Annotated in this window: 16 protein-coding genes; 9 read left to right on the top strand and 7 right to left on the bottom strand. The window is 60.7% G+C overall.

Annotation, left to right across the window (positions count from 1 at the left end):
• The first annotated feature begins 108 nt into the window (after positions 1-108).
• Positions 109-2112, top strand: a complete 2004-nt coding sequence (locus CK220_RS19770) for an HWE histidine kinase domain-containing protein (protein WP_245429285.1) — start codon at positions 109-111, stop codon at positions 2110-2112.
• Positions 2113-2135: 23 nt separating this feature from the next.
• Here CK220_RS19770 and CK220_RS19765 read toward each other — a convergent pair whose 3' ends face one another.
• Positions 2136-2456 (bottom strand): YMGG-like glycine zipper-containing protein, encoded by a 321-nt coding sequence (locus CK220_RS19765; protein WP_095813137.1) that lies wholly within the window; start codon positions 2454-2456, stop codon positions 2136-2138.
• A 558-nt stretch (positions 2457-3014) separates the two neighbouring features.
• Positions 3015-3275, bottom strand: coding sequence for a type II toxin-antitoxin system HicB family antitoxin (locus tag CK220_RS19760; RefSeq protein WP_095813136.1), 261 nt, complete (start codon positions 3273-3275; stop codon positions 3015-3017).
• Positions 3276-3399: 124 nt separating this feature from the next.
• On the opposite strand from CK220_RS19760, the gene CK220_RS19755 reads away from it, so the two are divergent.
• Both CK220_RS19755 and CK220_RS19750 read left to right on the top strand, forming a co-directional pair.
• Positions 3400-4962, top strand: a complete 1563-nt coding sequence (locus tag CK220_RS19755; protein ID WP_176479137.1) for a recombinase family protein — start codon at positions 3400-3402, stop codon at positions 4960-4962.
• Positions 4959-5810, top strand: coding sequence for a plasmid partitioning protein RepB C-terminal domain-containing protein (locus CK220_RS19750; protein ID WP_095813134.1), 852 nt, complete (start codon positions 4959-4961; stop codon positions 5808-5810). The genes CK220_RS19755 and CK220_RS19750 overlap by 4 nt, the downstream gene beginning before the upstream one ends.
• 22 nt (positions 5811-5832) lie before the next feature.
• On the opposite strand, the gene CK220_RS19745 is transcribed toward CK220_RS19750, so the two are convergent.
• Both CK220_RS19745 and CK220_RS19740 read right to left on the bottom strand, forming a co-directional pair.
• Entirely contained in the window at positions 5833-6483 is a 651-nt protein-coding gene (locus CK220_RS19745) for an outer membrane protein (protein ID WP_095813133.1), read from the bottom strand.
• 137 nt (positions 6484-6620) lie between these two features.
• Complete coding sequence (locus CK220_RS19740; RefSeq protein WP_141245174.1) at positions 6621-6893, bottom strand: hypothetical protein; 273 nt, start codon at positions 6891-6893, stop codon at positions 6621-6623.
• 130 nt (positions 6894-7023) lie between these two features.
• Here CK220_RS19740 and CK220_RS19735 point away from each other — a divergent pair, with 130 nt between their 5' ends.
• Together CK220_RS19735 and CK220_RS19730 are read left to right on the top strand one after the other, a co-directional pair.
• The gene (locus CK220_RS19735; protein WP_210201435.1) at positions 7024-7362 is read left to right on the top strand and encodes a hypothetical protein; all 339 of its coding nucleotides are present in this window, start codon (positions 7024-7026) and stop codon (positions 7360-7362) included.
• On the top strand, positions 7359-8216 hold the full coding sequence (locus CK220_RS19730; RefSeq protein ID WP_095813131.1) for a thermonuclease family protein: 858 nt from the start codon (positions 7359-7361) through the stop codon (positions 8214-8216). Before CK220_RS19735 ends, CK220_RS19730 begins: the two co-directional genes overlap by 4 nt.
• Positions 8217-8310: 94 nt before the next feature.
• Here CK220_RS19730 and CK220_RS19725 read toward each other — a convergent pair whose 3' ends face one another.
• The 3 genes from CK220_RS19725 to CK220_RS19715 form a co-directional block, all read right to left on the bottom strand.
• Positions 8311-10647: a UvrD-helicase domain-containing protein gene (locus CK220_RS19725; RefSeq protein WP_095813130.1), complete on the bottom strand. Its 2337-nt coding sequence runs from the start codon at positions 10645-10647 to the stop codon at positions 8311-8313.
• Positions 10640-11467: a hypothetical protein gene (locus CK220_RS19720; RefSeq protein ID WP_095813129.1), complete on the bottom strand. Its 828-nt coding sequence runs from the start codon at positions 11465-11467 to the stop codon at positions 10640-10642. Before CK220_RS19720 ends, CK220_RS19725 begins: the two co-directional genes overlap by 8 nt.
• A 228-nt stretch (positions 11468-11695) precedes the next feature.
• Positions 11696-12409: an XRE family transcriptional regulator gene (locus CK220_RS19715; RefSeq protein WP_245429281.1), complete on the bottom strand. Its 714-nt coding sequence runs from the start codon at positions 12407-12409 to the stop codon at positions 11696-11698.
• 215 nt (positions 12410-12624) lie between these two features.
• Here CK220_RS19715 and CK220_RS19710 point away from each other — a divergent pair, with 215 nt between their 5' ends.
• The 4 genes from CK220_RS19710 to CK220_RS19695 all read left to right on the top strand — a co-directional run bounded on the left by CK220_RS19710 (position 12625) and on the right by CK220_RS19695 (position 17546).
• Positions 12625-13869, top strand: a complete 1245-nt coding sequence (locus CK220_RS19710) for a P4 alpha zinc-binding domain-containing protein (RefSeq protein WP_095813128.1) — start codon at positions 12625-12627, stop codon at positions 13867-13869.
• Positions 13866-15677, top strand: coding sequence for a phage/plasmid primase, P4 family (locus tag CK220_RS19705; RefSeq protein WP_245429279.1), 1812 nt, complete (start codon positions 13866-13868; stop codon positions 15675-15677). The genes CK220_RS19710 and CK220_RS19705 overlap by 4 nt, the downstream gene beginning before the upstream one ends.
• A 340-nt stretch (positions 15678-16017) precedes the next feature.
• The gene (locus CK220_RS19700) at positions 16018-16854 is read left to right on the top strand and encodes a hypothetical protein (protein ID WP_095813127.1); all 837 of its coding nucleotides are present in this window, start codon (positions 16018-16020) and stop codon (positions 16852-16854) included.
• A 95-nt stretch (positions 16855-16949) separates the two neighbouring features.
• Positions 16950-17546 (top strand): phage tail protein, encoded by a 597-nt coding sequence (locus tag CK220_RS19695; RefSeq protein ID WP_095813126.1) that lies wholly within the window; start codon positions 16950-16952, stop codon positions 17544-17546.
• The last annotated feature ends 91 nt before the right edge of the window (positions 17547-17637 follow it).

Here is a 17637-nt window from a genome sequence, read left to right as displayed (position 1 = left end):
TCGTTCGTCAGCTTGGGGCTATGGTTGGAAAGGTTGCGTCGGACAAGGGACAAGATTTTGCCTCGTCGATCGGCACGATCCCATCTGCTTGGCCTTATCGCAGCGGCCGTGTTGCCGGTCTGGCTGTTTGCTGCCTATTTGTTTGTTACCTATGCCGTGCATGAGCGGTCGCGCATCGAACAAGAGGCGCTATGGACTGCCCGACAGGTGTCGCTGGTCGTCGACGGCGAACTCGCAAACCTGAAAACCCTTCTTGACGGCCTCGCTAGATCTCCTGCTCTCGCCAATGGCGATCTCCAGGCTTTTGGCATTGAAGCCAACCGCCTCGTCGAGGGCACAGATCAGGTGATCACGCTGCGTGCTCTCGACGGGCGCGCCCTGGCCAGCACCCAATCCGCCAAGGGCTCCCAGTTGCCTAAGCCCGAACAGTTGACGGGCGAGGAGCGCGAGCAACTGGAACTCGCCGGACTGCTGGTCAGCAACGTCTTCGCTGGGCCGGGAAAAAACGAATATCGCATCGCAGTTACCAGGCAAGTGTCGGGCTCAAAGGGCGAGCCGTTGCTGCTTTCGATATCGGTTCCGACTGAGCGTGTTCGCCTCGTGATGCTGCCAGCGGTACCGGAAGGATGGACGGTCGGCGTTGGTGATCGTGAGGGCAAGTACGTCGCGAGATCAAAGCTGCACGATCAGTGGACCGGCAAGCCGGGTTTGCCCGAATATGTAGAAAAGATCGTCGGCCGCGCCGGTACTTTCCGGGCTAGCAATTTCGAAGGCACCACGCTGCTGGCTGGTTATTACCGGTCCCCCTATTCCGACTGGTTCTACACCGCCAATGTTCCGCTCTCGGATGTTCAGGCACCTCTCTGGTGGTCGCTCGCACAGATTGGCGCAACCGGCCTGACCGCACTGCTTATTTCACTCGCTCTGGGGTACGTCGTCGGAGCGCGATTGACCAAGGCCACAGTCGACCTGGCCGCGCGCGCCGATGCGCTCGGCACCGGCAGCGAGGTCGAACCTATGTCAACCTCCGTCGCCGAGTTCGACACGATTGCGCAAGCGATGATCAAAGCCGGGCGCGCAATCGCAGAACGCACACGCGAGTTGGAAACGGTTCTGGAAACGGTGCCCGCGGCGGTCTGGTTTACCTATGACCCGGAGGCCCGCCAGGTTATTCGCAACCGGTTCGCTGCGGAACTCATGGGAATGCCGACCGAGTCTCGCAAAGCGTTCGGCAAGCCCGAACTCGTGATCGACACGCTGGCCTACAGGAACGGCCAACCGGTCAGCCGGGAGGATCGCCCGCTGAGTAGGGCGATGCGCGGCGAGGAAACCAACAGCGAAGAATTTGCCTATACCCTGCCGTCAGGAGTGCAGCGGTACCTGCTTTCCAGCGCGAGACCCATCCGCAGCGCGGAAGGGTCAATCATAGGCGCGGTGCAGATCAGCCTCGACATCTCCGAGCGCAAGCGGGGTGAGGAGCAGCGTCAACTGCTCGTCAACGAGCTAAACCACCGGGTAAAGAACACCTTGGCCGTGGTTCAGGCGATAGCGAGCCAGACAATCCGCAACGCCACCAGTCTTGCCCAGGCCGGAGCGGCGCTTTCCAGCCGGCTTGTCTCGCTGGCAAAGGCGCATGACATCCTCACCCGGGAGAACTGGAGCGGTGCCGATCTCCGCACGCTCATTGCCGCCTCGATCGAGCCTCATGCGCCGCTCGATCGGTTTGATTTAAGTGGCCAACAGGTTTGGCTCCCTCCCAACGTAGCGCTTTCCTTCGCCCTCGCCTTTCATGAGCTTACGACGAACGCCATCAAATATGGAGCGCTCGCGAATACGGCCGGATCGATCTCGATCTCATGGAAGCTCGCGGAAGGCGAGATCGACCGGGTCCTTGAACTGGAGTGGCGTGAGACAGGCGGGCCGCCTGTCGCCCCTGGCAAGCAGGGGTTTGGGACGCAATTGCTGCAGCGGGTGTTCGAACATGAAAATGCCGGCCGGACGATCCTGAACTATGAGGAGTCCGGTCTGCTTTGCGCCTTTCGAGTGAGCTTACCCGCTGAAAGAGAACGGCTCCAAACGATTCAAGCCTCACCGGCTGATCTCCCCGGGTAAGGAGATCAGCCGATCGGGCGATATCAATAGTCGCCGCGGTAATACCGATCGTCGCAAGGCGCGGTGTAGATGCTGCCGTCGTAGCGGTCCCGATAGCGGCAGAGCTGCTCGCCGCGGCGCTGCGGGGTGGTGGCGCTGCCGACGACGGCGCCGAGCAGGGCGCCGCTCGCGGCGCCGATAACGGTGCTCTTGGTATTTCCTCCGATGGCCTGGCCGACAAGCGCGCCGCCGGCGCCGCCGATCAGCGCGCCGGTGGTGGCGCGCTGCTGGCCCTCGGTTTGGGTCTCGCATCCGGCAAGTGCTGCGGTCATCAGAACCGCCACGAAAACCTTCTTGATCATCATCTCCAGAACTCCTTCGAAGCCCCAAAGACCAAAAGAAACAGGGGCGTACCTGGCCGAAGTGGGCTCGCATTGCGGCGGAACGGCGGCGGATCCTGCTCACGAACTGAGTCATGGTTTCCCGGCTGTTGAACAGCATGGTGGCCAAAATGGAAACGTTGGGGGAGCTAATTGTGAAGCCCTTCGTACCGCTGCGGCCAGGATCCTCGTCTAGGCCAGCCGGTGATGGCCGCAAGTCACCACTGTTTTAGAAGAACCTTAATTGCCTTGTGGGAATTTCGCAGACGGCTGGTGGGGCCAGTCGAGCGCACGTTGGGTTTGCGGCGTTGCGACGTCGCGGGTTGGGCAAAATGGAACAAGCATTTTCTGAAGGTGAATGCCAGGGTTGCGGCGGCACCGGCACGATGTTCGAATGTCCGAGATGGCGGAGCTCGAACGGCCACTGCTGCCCGGCAGGAACGCATGAGCATAGATGTCCCGGCGTAAGCGTGCGCTGCGTGGAGTGCGACGGGACAGGCTCCGGGGCGCCGAAGTCACGCGACCTTCAACCCGGCCGACCTGTTAACTCCATCGTAGCTTCAGACGCACCAGGACAGTAGCGAGCAGGTCGCTCTCGGCTACCACACGCTCGAGCGATGTCGGCTCGGGAATGGGATAGCCGTCCTCTATAAGCCCCTCGACGTGAAAGGCGAGCGCCGGCTCGGCGAGCCGACGCACTTCAGCCATTGTCCGGCCGGCGGTAACGAGACCCGGGAAATCGGGAAAAGAAAGCCCGAAGTCGCTGTCGATCTCCTTGTGGATCACTCCAACATATCGGCGCATACCACCTCCATAGCTTGTCGGCGAAGCCAGCGAACCTATTTCCAGATCGCGGATGTCCCGGCCGTCCTTGGCTGATTGGGCGGGATGTCGCTGGGTCAACTCATGGGTACGACGACGCGAAGCGATGGACAAGTTTGCAGCGGCCCGCAACGCTCCTCGAGAGAGACGCAGGGTTCGCGCGGCCCAATATCTGCGGATGTCCACCGATCGGCAGGCGTATTCCATCGAAAATCAGAGGGACGCCATCCGCGACTATGCCGCCCTCATGTGTTACGACATCGTCGCAACCTATGAGGACGCCGGCCGCAGCGGTCTCAACATCGAAAGGCGCCCGGCACTGCAGCGGCTGCTGGCGGATATTGAAAGCGGGCAGGCCGATTACGAAACGGTCGTGGTATACGACGTGAGCCGCTGGGGGCGCTTCCAGAACATCGATGAAAGCGCTTCCTACGAATACCGGTGCCAAAGGGCCGGGGTGCGGATCGAGTTCTGCGCTGAGCAATTCGCAAATGACGGCAGCGTCGGATCGGACGTGCTGAAGGCCATCAAGCGCAGCATGGCCGCAGAACTCAGCCGCATGCTCTCGCAAAAGGTCTTCATCGGTCAAACTCGGGTCGTGAAAATGGGCTTCCGCGGAGGCGGGCACGCCGGATATGGCTTCCGGCGCCTTCTGGTGGATGCATCTGGCAAGCCCAAGACAATTCTCAAACGCCATGAATGGAAGGCGCTCGCGACGGATCGCGTCGTGCTCGTGCCCGGGCCGGAAGCAGAGATTGAGATCGTCCGCTGGATCTTCAAGCAGTTCATAAAGGGCAAGCTGGAAGTCGAAATCGCCAGGGCTTTGAACGAGCGCGGCGTTCTGACGGACCTGGGCCAGCCATGGACGACCGCTTCGGTGCGCTCGATTCTCACCCACGAGAAATATATCGGCAACAATGTCTGGAACCGGACTTCAGAGAGGCTTCATAGCAACCGAGTGAGAAATCCTGCGAGCGCCTGGATCCGCGTGGAGAACTGCTCGGCGCCGCTCGTCAGCCGCAAGCTGTTCGAGCGTGCCCGAGCCATCGCACAGGCACGCCGTTCCCGTATCTCCAATGAGCAGCTGCTGGTCGAGCTTTCCAAGCTTCTGGAACAGCGAGGAAAGTTATCGGGCTCGATAATCAACGCGGAGCCCGGCTATTCGACGAAAAGCATGTACATCCATCGCTTCGGAACCCTGCAGGCAGCTTACGACCTGGTCGGATATGAGGCCTCGGCGAACTACCGCTATTTCAACATCATCACCCAGCTTCATCGGCGCCGGCTGGAGATCATTGAGGACCTTCTAATGGTCATAGGCCAGGCGGGCGGGCGCGCTCGTTACGACTCCAAGACCAAGCTAGTGACGGTGAATGAGGAATTCTCCATCGCGGTGTGGATCGCCCGCTGCCGGCCCTCGACCTATGGCTATCCTCACTGGCCATTCCACAAACGGCGCCTCCTTGGGGCCGACGTCTCGATTTTGATCAGGGTACTGCCCGACAATGTAACGGTGCGCGACTATTTGATTGCACCGGCATGGGAGGCGGAGCGCGCGGCGCCCATGCTGTCCCCCAACAACGGGGTCAGGCTTGATGCCTTTCTGTTCCAGTCGCTGGATCCCGTGGTGGAAATGGCAAAGCGAGCCCCGATCGGGGAGGTCGGATGACGCAAGCCGCCCAGGTCCTGAAGAGCAGCCGGCACGCAATTCATCTGACCGGCGATTTGCGGGAGCCCGCTCGCTCGCCTCACAAATACGTGTTCCTTGTGACCCACAAGAAACTGAGTGAGCGAATGCGGTGTTTCATCGGCGAGGCGAATGAGTCGCGTGACCGGTTGGAGAGTGTCGTTGAGGCGCTCCGGCAACTGCTGGCAATAGATGTTTTTCGAGGCCTGCTGAAGGCGGAGGGGTTCACCGCCATGCCAGCGATGCTGGCGGATCGGATCTCGGGCCGAACTGTTTCGGTCGCAAGAAGGAAGCCCAACCAAGGCGAGACCAGCGGGCCGCTTATCCGAGGAATTTGCCCCGAAGTTCTCGACCTTGTGCAGGATTGCGTCGTGCCGCCGAAGATGTTTGGCGTGCTGCGTCAGGTTTTGCCGAGCCGACAGATCGAGATTGTAGAGATGATGATCGCGCTCGAACGGGTGAAGCTCAACACGGCAAGGGTCTTCATCCTATTCACCCCGCAGTCACAGCTTGCCGATCCGTCGACCCCGCGGAAGCAGTTCGCCGGCATCACTCCGGAGCAATTCGCCGCCATGGAAGCCGAGTTTGACCAGTTGAGCAGGAAATTTCGCAACGCCGCCGAGCGCAGTGGCATCTGCAATCTCGAGCTCGTGGCGGCAAGGGGCTACCTGGACCGCATCATGGGGAACATGCGCGTGGTGAAATATCTGGCGCACAAGTTTCCGGAGCGGTTTTCCCAGTTTCAATCGATCCTGGAACCCTCGAGCGGATCCTCTTCACAAAATCCGCGCGTCAAAACAAAAAACGCCGGGCGGAGCCCGGCGCCCTGATCATGTCCCCGCCTTTGGCGGCTTAAAACTTGATGCCGATGCCGACCCGGAAGTCATGTGTCTGCGCGGTGTGCTGGAGCACGCAAAAGCTGCCGCAGTATTCGAACGTCTTCTTTCCGAAGAATGAGAAATCGTACTCACCACGAAGGAACACGTTGTGCGTCAGCGGCACGTCGATGCCGGCGCCGACAATCCCACCAACGACCGTTCCGTCCCGTTCCGCAAAGCCGACCGCGTCGGTTTTCAACCGCGACGCCGTAACACCCGCCGTCAGGTAGGGCAGGTACCCGCCCAAGTCCATGCCGACCCGACCCTTGAGAGAACCGAACAGGCCAAGCGACTCGTCGAGATCGCCAGGGCCTGGCACGTCGTGGAAGTGGCCCTTCTTGAACCGGTAGCCCAGCTCGCCTTCAACGCCGTAGACGATGTTGCCCGATTGGAAGTTGTAGCCGACAAAGCCGCCGATCGTCGGCGAGCCGACATTATGGGTTACGCTGGCGCCGGCGTTCGGCTCGCGAATTTTGTAGTGCTCGAGTGTGCCGGCGCCGAAGGCGCCGGCATAGGCTCCCTGCCACGTCCACTCTGTCGTCGCTGCCGGTTCTACGATATCGGCCGCCATGACAGGGCCGCAGACAGAAAGGCCGAATACGCAAGCAAGCAAAAGAGATTTCATGTTTGTCCCACCGCAATTTAACGTTGACTCGACATATACCGCACAGCGCGCCGGATTGCTGTTGCGAAAACATCACGGCCGCCGCGCTTATGTACACACCCGGACTGCTCCGCTGACTGGCAAGGGCAGAACGGACTTCAAGTCTTCGGCGGCCCGCAGCGCCCTTTGAGGACAGCGATCTCGGTCTCATGATCGCCACCGGACATCGACGATACCGGCACGCCGATGAGGAAGACGCCAAGCGCGTCACCGGTCGCAGCCTTGTTCTGCTGATTTGTCAGGACCGCCAAACGCTCTTTGTCGGCTTGCGTGCAAGGGCCAGCATTCGGCACGCCTGCTATTTTGTCCGGTGGTGTCGCGCAGCCAGCAATGCAAACGAAAGCAGCGACGGCTAAAACAAACCGCTTCATAGGCCCCCCAAAGTCTCCAACCCAACTAGCAACGTTGCTTAGGTTGAAGCGAATGGCAAGCCGCCAAAGTCGGATTCGACAACAAAATCGGAATGGACCATTATGCCAGCCGGTGTCGGGGGATACCTCAATGAATTTGCGATCGTATTTTGCCACAGCTAGTGTGGTGCTGTTATCAGGCTGCGCTGCCGACTATTTGAACGATTATGACACGATGACGCTTGCGTCTGGCGACGCAAACAACGCCAATTCGCTTCTGCAAACGGTCGACCCGTTCAATCCGAACGGCAACAACACGCATATTGAAGGCGACGGGCAACGCAGCGTGGCACTCATCGAGCGCTATCGGTCGCCTGCATCGAGTGGAGGCGGCTACTCGGGCAACTGTCCGACCGATGAAAGCACGGCGGCCGATGGATCGCGCTGCGGCGGCCGCTCGGCCGAGAGCCGTCCGGGCGGCGCGACGTGAGCGGGATCGACAAATCGCGCTACGACAACCGCTCTGACCAGTGGCGGCGGCGCACCGGCGCGAAGAGCTTACGCACCAGGCGATGGGCAAGCGTCCCGCTTCGTCTTGTGCTCGTGACGGTAGCCGCAGTTTCTGCCCTGGTCGCCCAATTCGTCATGCACAACAGCGCGTCGCTGCCGGAAATCGACCTGCAGAACATCATCAAGCCGAGGCCGGTGGTGATCACCGGCCTCGCCTCGGTGATCGATGGCGACACGATCGAGATCCACGGCCAGCGCGTGCGCTTCAACGGCATCGACGCGCCGGAGAGCCGGCAATATTGCGACGATACGAAGGGCTTCGAATATCCGTGTGGCCGCCGTTCCGCCGAGGCTCTGGACAAATTCCTCGCGGCATCCCGGCCGCTGCAGTGTTCATTCGTGACATGGGACCGCTACGGGCGCTTTGTCGGCAGTTGCACGCGCGCGGACGGGACCGACGTGGCCGCCTGGATGGTCGAGCACGGGCAAGCCCTGGATTGGCCGAAATACAGCAGCGGCGCCTATGCGGCGCAGCAGGCCAAGGCCCAGGCGGCAAAGCTCGGCCTATGGGTTGGCAATTTCCAAGCGCCCTGGGATTGGCGGACGCAGCGTAGCGACGATGTGCGCGCGCCTGTTGCACCGACCTTCGCGCTCGGCAGCGGCAACGCCGGTTGCAGCGTCAAGGGTAACATCTCGGCCGACGGCGAGCGGATCTATCATCTGCCCGGGCAAAAATATTACAGCGTCACCATCATCAACCCTGCCAAAGGCGAGAGGTGGTTCTGCTCGGAAGCCGAAGCCGTCGCGGCGGGTTGGCGGCGGTCCAAGCGGTAAGAGCGCTGCGGTGCTCGCTCGTATTACGCCGAAGCTCAGGGTAAACAAACCCCTCGCTCGGTGACCCAACGGGCCACCTGCCTCCCGGGCTGAATCAATTTGCGCCCACGACAGACTTTGACAGCTTCCGCTCGGTTAAAGCCGCTTGCAAGATACTGTTGGGTATAGCCCCTTTATTAAGAAGAGCTATGTACCTGTACCTCGCTCGGGTAATCACTAGATACATCTCCCGAAGGACCTGCTGCTCGACTGCAGATGCAAGAGCCACATTATCTACTATCCGAGGGGGGACGATCCCCTGTTCCAAACCGACCGCGAAAACGGCATCGAACTCCTGCCCACCGACGAAAGCAGGACGGCTGAGTACTACCATTGGTTGATCCGGCGCGACCTTCTCGCCGCGCTGCTGCAGGACGTGGAGGGGTAGGCCCGATGCGGTAAACGCATCCAGCATTTCCTTCCAATATGTCTCCGCGTGGCAAACGACCGCAATTTGGCGAACATTGCTCGCCCTGAGCTTCTGGACCTGCTTAACCGCGAAGCGGCCAAAACTAGGCTGTTCGTCATTGCACGTGATGATGAATGGCGGGGCGGCCAGCGGATGGGTCGATGAGACCATTGCTTCCTCGATCGACTTGAAGTCCGGAAAGTCCGTCGAAAAAAGGTCTGTGGTCTGCTGGATAATGAAAAAAGCGAGGTCCACGATCTCGCGTGTTGACCTATGATTGGAAGGCAGATTTTTGTCCTCAACGTCGGCTATCCCAAGCGTCGCGAGACCGGCGCTAGAGAACGCGTACAAATCCTGGGCGTCGTCGAGAGCCAACGCGATAGGCGTGTGCGAAGCGTGGCCGTTTGCGAGATACGGGAAAATGCGCCGCTCGTTTTCGTTAAACAACTGCGCCTCGTCCACACAGATGAAGTCGAAGGCTTCCTTTTTTCTTTTCAATTGCCACAGCGGAGTTCTTAAACGTCCGGCCAGTGTAAGAGCGATGTCATCGGAATCCAGCATCTCGAACTGTTCGAAGACCGCAGCATGATAGCTTTTGAAGCATGAGAAGATGATTTGCCGCTCAGTCGTATTTAGAACGCCGTGCAGGCGACTCAAGGGAGTTTCGGCGTTCACATAGCCCTTTTCGTTATCGGTTAGGCCGCGACCTTTGATGGCGTTTGATATTTCAGTCACGATCAGGGCTGCAAAAACAATGAAAAGATCTTCGTTCGTCGCCACTTGGCTCATTAGCGGGCTTGCCGCGACCTTTTCAGCGTTCTCCGAAAGCACTTTCCGGAGACTATCGCGCACTTGCGTGAGCTGAAAGAGCTTAGTCTGCTGTGCGTCCTTGTCTATAACCATGGCCTCTGTCAGGCCGGACACTTGCCGGCCAAACTCTGCCAGCGTGGTTATCTTGAGGTTCTGAATAGGATTAGTAAAATAATCCTCCGCGCCTAGTGTCCGGAAACGGTCGGAGACCGTCTGGGCCATCGCTGCATTATGCACAATGTAGAGGAATTTGCATTCACTCTGGTTTTGTTCCGCGCGGCGAAGATACCGGATCGCCAGAAGCTGCATGAGGAGTGTCTTACCTGACCCGGCAGGACCGATAACACGAACCGGATGTCGGAGAAGAACGTCGGATTCGAGGACTGCCCTCTGAGCATCGTTGAGCGCACCCTTGGTGATCCAGTCGTCATAGCTCCAAAAGGCCGTCTCGTGAGGCAGGATCCCGGAGGTTCTATGGTGGAACGAGGCGCTGACGCTGACTTTATCAAACTGGAACTCATGCTGGCGCGCAGGAGATAACGCTTCGCGCAAAGCATGGAATGCAGGGGCCTCGATCAGTGGCCTCCGACGGGTGTCTATAATACCATCGGCCGCAGCGGCGATGGGAGTCATTGCTTCTGTCTCGCGGGCAATTTCTTTTTGTAGAACGTTGAAATCATGGGCGGGACCGATTGCAATAACAGCTTTTGCGTTGAGCGCGCCAAAACCAGGGCTACCTTCAAAATAGCAGATCGAAAACTGTCGGGCTTCCGTACCTCGTCCAGCTAGGCACGTTTGACATCCGTTGGGCCAGCTTCGATGAATGAAGTCGCTATCGATGATTAAGCTCTGAAGCCTTTGATTGAAGACATAAATCTGACGCTCAAATACCTGTTGGCCTATTGAAAGATGACTCAGGAGGCCGAACGGCCCCGATAGTTTAATTATTCCCCATGCTTCGTGCCCAGTCCCACTCAAGTATTCCTTGTTCCACACTGAAACGAACCGCCCATCTGTGGTGCCAGCAAGCCTAAGGGGGCCAGCCGCGAACTCACCTTTTGTGAGACTCTCGACTTCTCTGTTTTCGATTGCTTTGTAGAGGGCGCTTGTCACGGCATTGTGCGCCAGGAGCCATGAACATGTTTGCTGCGTAATTGCCAGATATTCAGCCATTTTCGAGTTCCGATGCGTACCTTTCGATCTGCATTTGAGAAAAGTCCGGCGAGCCAATCCGACTGTAAAGCGAGGTAAACCTATTTAGCAGGTCGACGAGGAATGACGCCTTGATTGAAAGGCATTTCAGGGGAGGCATGCTAATTATCTGACGCGATAGAATTGAATCACCTGCATAGCCATCAACAAATGATGCCCATTGATCGGTTCGGTGAGTCTGTGCCGCTGCCAGAAGCTCTGCGTGTAGTGTCATTGGGTACCGGAAAAGAACGAGGGAGTGCGAGCCAAGATGACTTTCGTTGTTCGGGCCATTGTCTTTCGGGAGGAAATGAACGTCCGAGCGGAAGGAGTTAGAGATTAACTGGTGCTTAACGCCTGCCCACTTCGATCCGAATAACTTCGCCACGTCAGAGAGAGAACCTTCTTCAGTTTGCGCACAAGCCCTTGCGATACGAAAGCCAGCCGCGGCACGAGGTAGATGGTCTCGCTCGGGCTTGCTAATTTTATCTGACGCGAGACGCTCCTCGATCGACGCCAACTCCTTGTCAATTTCCGAGGCGTTGGGAGTCAGGTACCCCGGTTCGGGCCAAGCGCTGTTCGCTTGATAAGACGCGGAGCGCAGCCGTTCAGCAATCTCTCGCCGAAGTGTCGGAATGAAGCCGATAGTCGAAAAGTAAGATTTTACCGGGATGATTGGAAGGTACGTTATAGTCTCTGTTTTAAAGTTGCTCACGTCGCACGCCGGCGATACCACCACGCCGGGTGTTTTATCGTTCTCAGCAAGCCGAACGTCGGCATGTGGAGCCAAATATCTCCACATGAATTCTCGTATGGAGGCAAGTACTCATAATATGATTTCGCGTTCACAGGGTGGAAGATGGTCATTGCCGATTAACTGCATGAGAGCGGATTTGCCCATGTACAGATATCATGGGATGGTGGAAAGTGAACCCGGGCAGTATTCACACTTTTCACTAGAGCAGCTAGGTTCAAAGACGCTGGCGATCAGACCCGTGCAGGGCTGCTGAGCCAGTAGTCCTTGAAGGGCCTACCGCGCGTTATATTTCCCCACCACCCGATGGCAAATCGGCCAATCGACGCGGCTCTCGGTAAACGTCTTCGCCGGCCGATACTGCTCCAGCGTCCATTCGCGGTCGTTCATGCCGACCAGGCGCTTGATGATTGCTTCCTCGTCGCCGCGCTCCTTGGGCGGGGTGTGGAAGAATACAGCGTCGGAGTCCCGCGCCGGCTGCAGATGCGGGTTCACCAGCGCAGTGTCGCCCGGCCAATAGGCGGGGATCATGGATTCGCCGCGCACCAGGATGCCGTAGCCGCCGCGCACATTCTGCAGCACCGCCGGCCGCTTCACCCAGTCGATCGCCTCGAAGGTGACGATCATGTGGCCTTCGCCGCCCATCGCCGCGGCGTAGATCGGCAGGTCGCGGCCGCCGACCAGCTCGTCGCCGGGGATGATCGGCGTGCGCGAGGCCCGCGGCTTCGGCTCGCGTGCCACTGGCACCGGTGCGGCGCCTGAGGCGTCGAGCAGCCAGGCAACATCGGTCTTGAGCAGTGCGGCGAGCTCGGGCAGACGCTCCATCGAGGGACGGGTGGTATCCGCCTCCCATTGCGTGACCGAGACCCGCTTGATGCCGAAGTGATCTGCGACGTCGTTCTGCGTCAGGCCGGCAGCCTCCCGCGCCTGGCGCAGGCGCTGGCCGAGGGAGGTCGAGTCGGTGCGTATCGTCGCGATCATGCCGCGCATAGTAATTGTTGCTTACTTTTTTGCAAGCGATGGCCTGTTGACATAGTAGGTAGGTAATACCTACCATCATGTCATGATCGAAATCGCCCGGCCGCGTCGCCGCGGCCAGGGAGCAAAAATCCACCAATTGTCGAAGGGCGCCTGCGGCGCTGTGATGCACATATCGGAACGACAGCCGATAGCTTCAAGACATTGGCCGAACAGGGGCTCGATTAATGCAAGCCGCGGTCGCACTCTTCGTCGAGGATGCGCGCTCTGTGCCGATCGTGGATGCAGCTAAGAAACTCGGTTTGAAGTTCAGCGGCAATCGACACGAGCACCCGCAGCCCTGTCCGCAGTGCGGCGGCAGCGACACCTTTGCCTTCAACACCGCCAAGAACAAATGGAATTGCCGGGCCGGCGGCGCCGGCGGCAATGATGGCATCGGCATGGCCGCGCATTGCGAGGGCCTGGATCTGCATCGGCGCGCGCATTTCCTGGAAGCCTGCGCGATCGTTCTCGGCCAGCCGATACCCGACGAGGCCGAGCAGGAGAGCGCGGAAGAGCGCAGCCGAAGCCTGAGGCGGATCGAGCAGCGCCGGCGGCAGAACGAAACCAATGCCGCCGGCAAATCAGGAACTCAGCTCGAGTTCCGCGAGCGAGAACGGCAAAGGGCGCGCGCGATCTACGATGCCGCCGCCCCTGTGGGCAAATACGGGCGTCCGGTGGCCGACTATCTCGCTGCGCGCGGCTGCGGAGAGATCAGCTCCTCGCGATGGCTTCGCTATGCCTCCAGCCTTGCCTATTGGCATGGCCAGGACGAGCGAGGGCATCCGGTCGCCCTCCATGCCGGGCCGGCGATGATCGCGCCGTTTGTCGACCGCTCGCTTGTTGCGATCGGGTGCCACATCACCTGGCTCGATCTCGCCTGCGCGCCAAAATTTCGGCCGCAACTGTTCGACCCTGCCAGCAGCGAGCTGTTGCCGTCCAAGAAGATGCGAGGCTTGAAAAAGGGCGGATTGATCCCGCTCTTCGGCGATCCCTCGGCTCGGCGATGGGTCGGGGGCGAGGGCATCGAGAACGGCGCCGCCTTTGCCTGCTGGGAGAACTGGCGGCCCGACACGTTCTATTTCGCCGCCGGCGACCTCGGCAATCTTGCCGGCCCGGCCGATCCCGCCTCGCGCTTCGTCCATCCGGTGTTGAAGACGCCCGATGCGAAAGGCGTGGCGAGACCACTGATGATTGCCGGGCCGATCCCTCGACCCAATCAGGATGCGCATGACGCGATGTGGGTTGCGCAGCACGTCACCGAGCTGGTGCTGCTTGCCGACGGCGACTCCGAGCGCGTGATGACGGCAGCCGCCATGGCGCGCGCCCGCGCCAGGCATGCGAGGCCGGGCAGGGCGATTCCGATCGTCTGGCCACGCCCCGGAAGCGACTTCGCTTCCATGGCGGCGGAAGCGGCGAAGAGGGTGGCGTGAGCAGCAAGAAGCCCGCCATGCCGGACGAGGTGGCCGCCGTGCTCGTGGAAGCCCAGCGGCAGGCTGCGGCTTATGGCATAGAGCCCCGATCCCCCTTGCCCGGCGCGCGTGAAACGCGGCGACAGCTTCCCGAACAGCTCGACGAGCAGTCGGTTCTGAGCGACTGCGCCTCGGAGCCGGAGACGGATATCGGCAACGGACGCCGTTTCCTGATCCGTTACGGCTCGCGCGTGCTGCATGTGGCGCGCGTCGGCTGGCACGGCTTCGACGGCACGCGCTGGAAAGAGGACGAAGATGGGTCGGTGGTCCGGCCGCTGGCGCAGAAAACCGCCGAGTTGATCTCGGCCGAGGCCGCTCTGCTGACCGCGACCGAGGATGAGGAGAGGGCGCTGGAGGCCGGCCGGAACGCCCGCCTGGAGCGCAAGCGCTTAGGCGCGCCAAGGAAGGACTGGGACGCCGAGAAGCTCGGCCGGCTGATGGAGCTGGAAGACATCATCGACGCGGCCAATGAGGCGCAGAAGAGCGCCAACGCCAGGAAATCGTCACGGCATCGCCATGCGAAGAGCTCGGCCGGTTCCTCGAAGCTGGACAACATGATGAAGGAGGCGCTGCCGCATGTGGCCAGGATGGTGGGCGACCTCAACAAGGATGTCTACGCCTTCAACTGCCGCTCCGGCACGCTGCGCTTCGTGCGGATGGAGCACGAGGAATCTGATCCGCAGGATCCTGTCTATGAGTGGCAGCCGCGCCTCGACCTCCACAACCCCGTCGACCTGATCTCGAAAAGCGGCGAGGCCGACTATCGGCCGGGTGCTGCGGCGCCGGTCTTCGACGCCTTCCTGAAAGAGGTGCAGCCCGATCCCGAGATCAGGGGCTTCCTGCAGCGTTTTGCAGGCTATTGCCTGCTCGGCCTCACGGTCGAGCAATGCCTGGTGTTCTTCTACGGCGCCGGTTCGAACGGCAAGTCGACCTTCGTCGACCTGCTCTGCTCGATCTTCGGCGACTTTGCGGTGACGCTGTCGATCGACAGTTTCGCCGGCGACACCAGACGAGGGGGCAATGAGGCGACGCCGGACCTCGCGCGCCTGCCCGGCGCCCGGCTGGTCGCGGCCTCCGAGCCTGAAATGGGGGTCAAGCTCAAGGACGCGCTGATCAAGACGTTGACCGGCGGCGAGAAGATCGCGGTGCGCCGGCTGCACCAGGATTTCTTCGAGGTGGTGCCGCAGTTCAAGATCCTGCTTTCGGGCAACCATAAGCCGCGCATCGACGACACCTCCGACGGCATCTGGCGCCGCGTTTACCTCGTGCCTTGGGAAGTCCAGATCCCCAAGGACAGGATCGATCGTGATTTGCCCAAGAAGCTGCGCGCAGAAGCCGACGGCGTATTCGCCTGGCTGGTGAGGGGAACGGTCGACTATCTGAACTATGGCCTCAGGCCGCCGGAAAGCGTGCTCGCCGCGACGCGGGAATATCGGGAAGAGAGCGATCCGATCGGCGCCTTCCTGCGCAACGCTTGCATCGTGACGGGCAAGGAGGATGACGAGACCTCGCCGGGCGACTTGCATCTCGGCTACGCCAACTGGGCAGCCCGTGAGGGCGCGGCCGAGTTCAAGTCGTCGACGTTCTCGCGCAAGCTGCCCGACTACACGCGGCTGACCTGGCGATCGCCCGAAGGCGCGATGAAGCGCTTCTGGAAGGCAAAAAGCGGCACCACGATTTACCGCGGCATCAAGGTCAAGGATGAGTTCGTCAGGTCGCCAGGTCGCGACCCGGGGCCTTCGCCGGAGGCATACGGCTATGAAGGCTGACCCTTTCCCCCTTTCGCCAAGGCCGCGAGGGACGGAAGAGTGCGAGTTGGGGCGGGGAGCCGGACTGAAAGGGTTTGGGAAAACAGCAGACTAGGACGCGAGGGACGCTAGGGTCGATTCTTCTCGGTTTGTCCGTGCGCGCGATGAGATCAAATGGAGGGCAAAGAGGAATGGCGGGGCGTTTCATGTATGGCGCGGATTTCATCGTCCCTTGCGCCCCTTCGATCCCGGCACTCCGCTTACCCGGCTGCTTTTGTTCGCTTTCCTGTTTTTCGATTTGGGTCGAATAGCAGCGAGTTGGGTCGATAAGACGAAAATTGGGACGAAGGGGTGAATGCACATGAAGACGGTGAACATAGAAGAGCTGTTGACCTGGGCCTTCGTCCATGAGTTGCCGAAGGGCGGTGGCGTGGAAGGTCTGGAAAATCCACATTCGGCCTGGCGCATGCTCCAGGCTTCCTCATGGAGCAAGATCACCAGCTTTGGCGAGCTTGGCGCGCTGATAGACGGCGGCCGCAACGACTACGAGAACTTCTGGATCGAGCAGGGCGAGCCGCACGAGGATGCGGTGACGGTCGGTCGGGCTGCCGCGGGGCTGGCCGCTTGCGAGGTCATCATCCCGCAGGGCTGGAATGCCTTGGCCGATTGGCCGGATACGCACGGCTTGGCCGAACTTTATGTGGCGCGCGCGGTTGAGCGATATGGCGCCCGTTCGCAGGCGCAGCGCGGCGAGGGGATCGTCAGCCTGGTCGTCGGAACCGCCATTCTGGGGCGAGAGCCGGACTGGGGCGCGGAGCCGGCGAGGGTGCGGCTGGCCGAGCGCAGCGGCAAGCCGGCCTGGTTCGTGATGAAGCGCGTGACCGACAACAACGGCCAGACCTACGACATCGAGGTGCATGGCTATGACGAGCGCCTCAAGCGGCCGGCGAAGGGCGCCTACCGCAAATACGAGTTCGTGTCCGATCCGAGCGGCGACATCATGGGTCGGCTCGACTACCAGGTCTGGGTCGCGGCGCTGCGCCGGCTCGAGGCCGAGCTCGGGCCGCAGCTTATCGCGCATCGGCTGCTGTCTTGCGATCGCTCTATGACGCCTTGGCTCGACGAGGACAGACCGGGGATCTGGTTGGCGGACAGCGCTGCGGGTCAGCGCGCGAAAAAAACTGCGTCCGTCCGTTGACGCGCGGCAGAAACTTGACTTAGACCTGATCACGGTAAGAAAGAACTCGCCCCGGCGCTCCTCGCGACCGGGGCTTTTCATTTTTGGAGTGCCACGTGGACGGCTTGCTGACGATCAGGTGGGCCGATCTCTCCGGGCTCAAGCGGCTCGACAACGCGCTGGGCCGCTTGAGCGAGATGCAGCGCAGCTTGGTGTTGGCGCGAGCCATCAATCATGTCGGCGATCGGTTACGCACCAAGCTGACGCGGACACTGGCCAGCCAGACGGGCCTGCCATACCGGACGATCCGCAGGGCGATCAAGGTCGAGCGCGCCAACTATGGCGAGCTCGCCTATGCCATGCGCACACAGGGCGGCGACATCTCGCTCAAATACTTCAAGCCGCGCGAGACGCGGGCAGGCGTGACCGCTTCGCCCTTCGGCACGCGGCGGCTGTTTGCCGGAGATTTCACCAAGGCAGGCCGGTTTCCAAATCGCGTAACAGCCATGGGCTTGCGCGGCCACGTCTACGCTCCGAACCGCTCCTCGACGAGGTGGGGCAGGCCCATCTCGTTCGTCGATTCAGGCGTCATCATCCCCGCTGAGATGGTCAAGGGCGACACGGCGCAAGAGTTCACAACCTTTGCCAACCGCGAGCTGCCGCCGCGGGTCATGCATGAGATCAGCTTCATGCTCCCCGGCTTCTTCGACTGACCCGCAAGACAGCCGCGCCAGCCGTGTAAAGTTTAGGGACCGTATCCCGCTCCTCGACCGCGGACGGGCAGACCGGCCGCTGGATTTCCGC

The organism is Mesorhizobium sp. WSM3860, assembly GCF_002294995.1.
In the GTDB taxonomy this organism is placed as follows: Bacteria; Pseudomonadota; Alphaproteobacteria; order Rhizobiales; family Rhizobiaceae; genus Mesorhizobium.
Note: the sequence above shows the minus strand (reverse complement) of the source record. Positions and strands in the feature narration are given on the sequence as shown.

Excerpts from the sequence above, each read along its gene's own strand:
- CK220_RS19765 (WP_095813137.1), bottom strand. The coding sequence starts at position 2,456 with ATGATGATCAAGAAGGTTTTCGTGGCGGTTCTGATGACCGCAGCACTT.
- CK220_RS19760 (WP_095813136.1), bottom strand. The coding sequence starts at position 3,275 with ATGCGCCGATATGTTGGAGTGATCCACAAGGAGATCGACAGCGACTTC.
- CK220_RS19755 (WP_176479137.1), top strand. The coding sequence starts at position 3,400 with ATGGACAAGTTTGCAGCGGCCCGCAACGCTCCTCGAGAGAGACGCAGG.
- CK220_RS19750 (WP_095813134.1), top strand. The coding sequence starts at position 4,959 with ATGACGCAAGCCGCCCAGGTCCTGAAGAGCAGCCGGCACGCAATTCAT.
- CK220_RS19745 (WP_095813133.1), bottom strand. The coding sequence starts at position 6,483 with ATGAAATCTCTTTTGCTTGCTTGCGTATTCGGCCTTTCTGTCTGCGGC.
- CK220_RS19740 (WP_141245174.1), bottom strand. The coding sequence starts at position 6,893 with ATGAAGCGGTTTGTTTTAGCCGTCGCTGCTTTCGTTTGCATTGCTGGC.
- CK220_RS19735 (WP_210201435.1), top strand. The coding sequence starts at position 7,024 with ATGAATTTGCGATCGTATTTTGCCACAGCTAGTGTGGTGCTGTTATCA.
- CK220_RS19725 (WP_095813130.1), bottom strand. The coding sequence starts at position 10,647 with ATGGCTGAATATCTGGCAATTACGCAGCAAACATGTTCATGGCTCCTG.
- CK220_RS19720 (WP_095813129.1), bottom strand. The coding sequence starts at position 11,467 with ATGTGGAGATATTTGGCTCCACATGCCGACGTTCGGCTTGCTGAGAAC.
- CK220_RS19715 (WP_245429281.1), bottom strand. The coding sequence starts at position 12,409 with ATGCGCGGCATGATCGCGACGATACGCACCGACTCGACCTCCCTCGGC.
- CK220_RS19710 (WP_095813128.1), top strand. The coding sequence starts at position 12,625 with ATGCAAGCCGCGGTCGCACTCTTCGTCGAGGATGCGCGCTCTGTGCCG.
- CK220_RS19700 (WP_095813127.1), top strand. The coding sequence starts at position 16,018 with ATGAAGACGGTGAACATAGAAGAGCTGTTGACCTGGGCCTTCGTCCAT.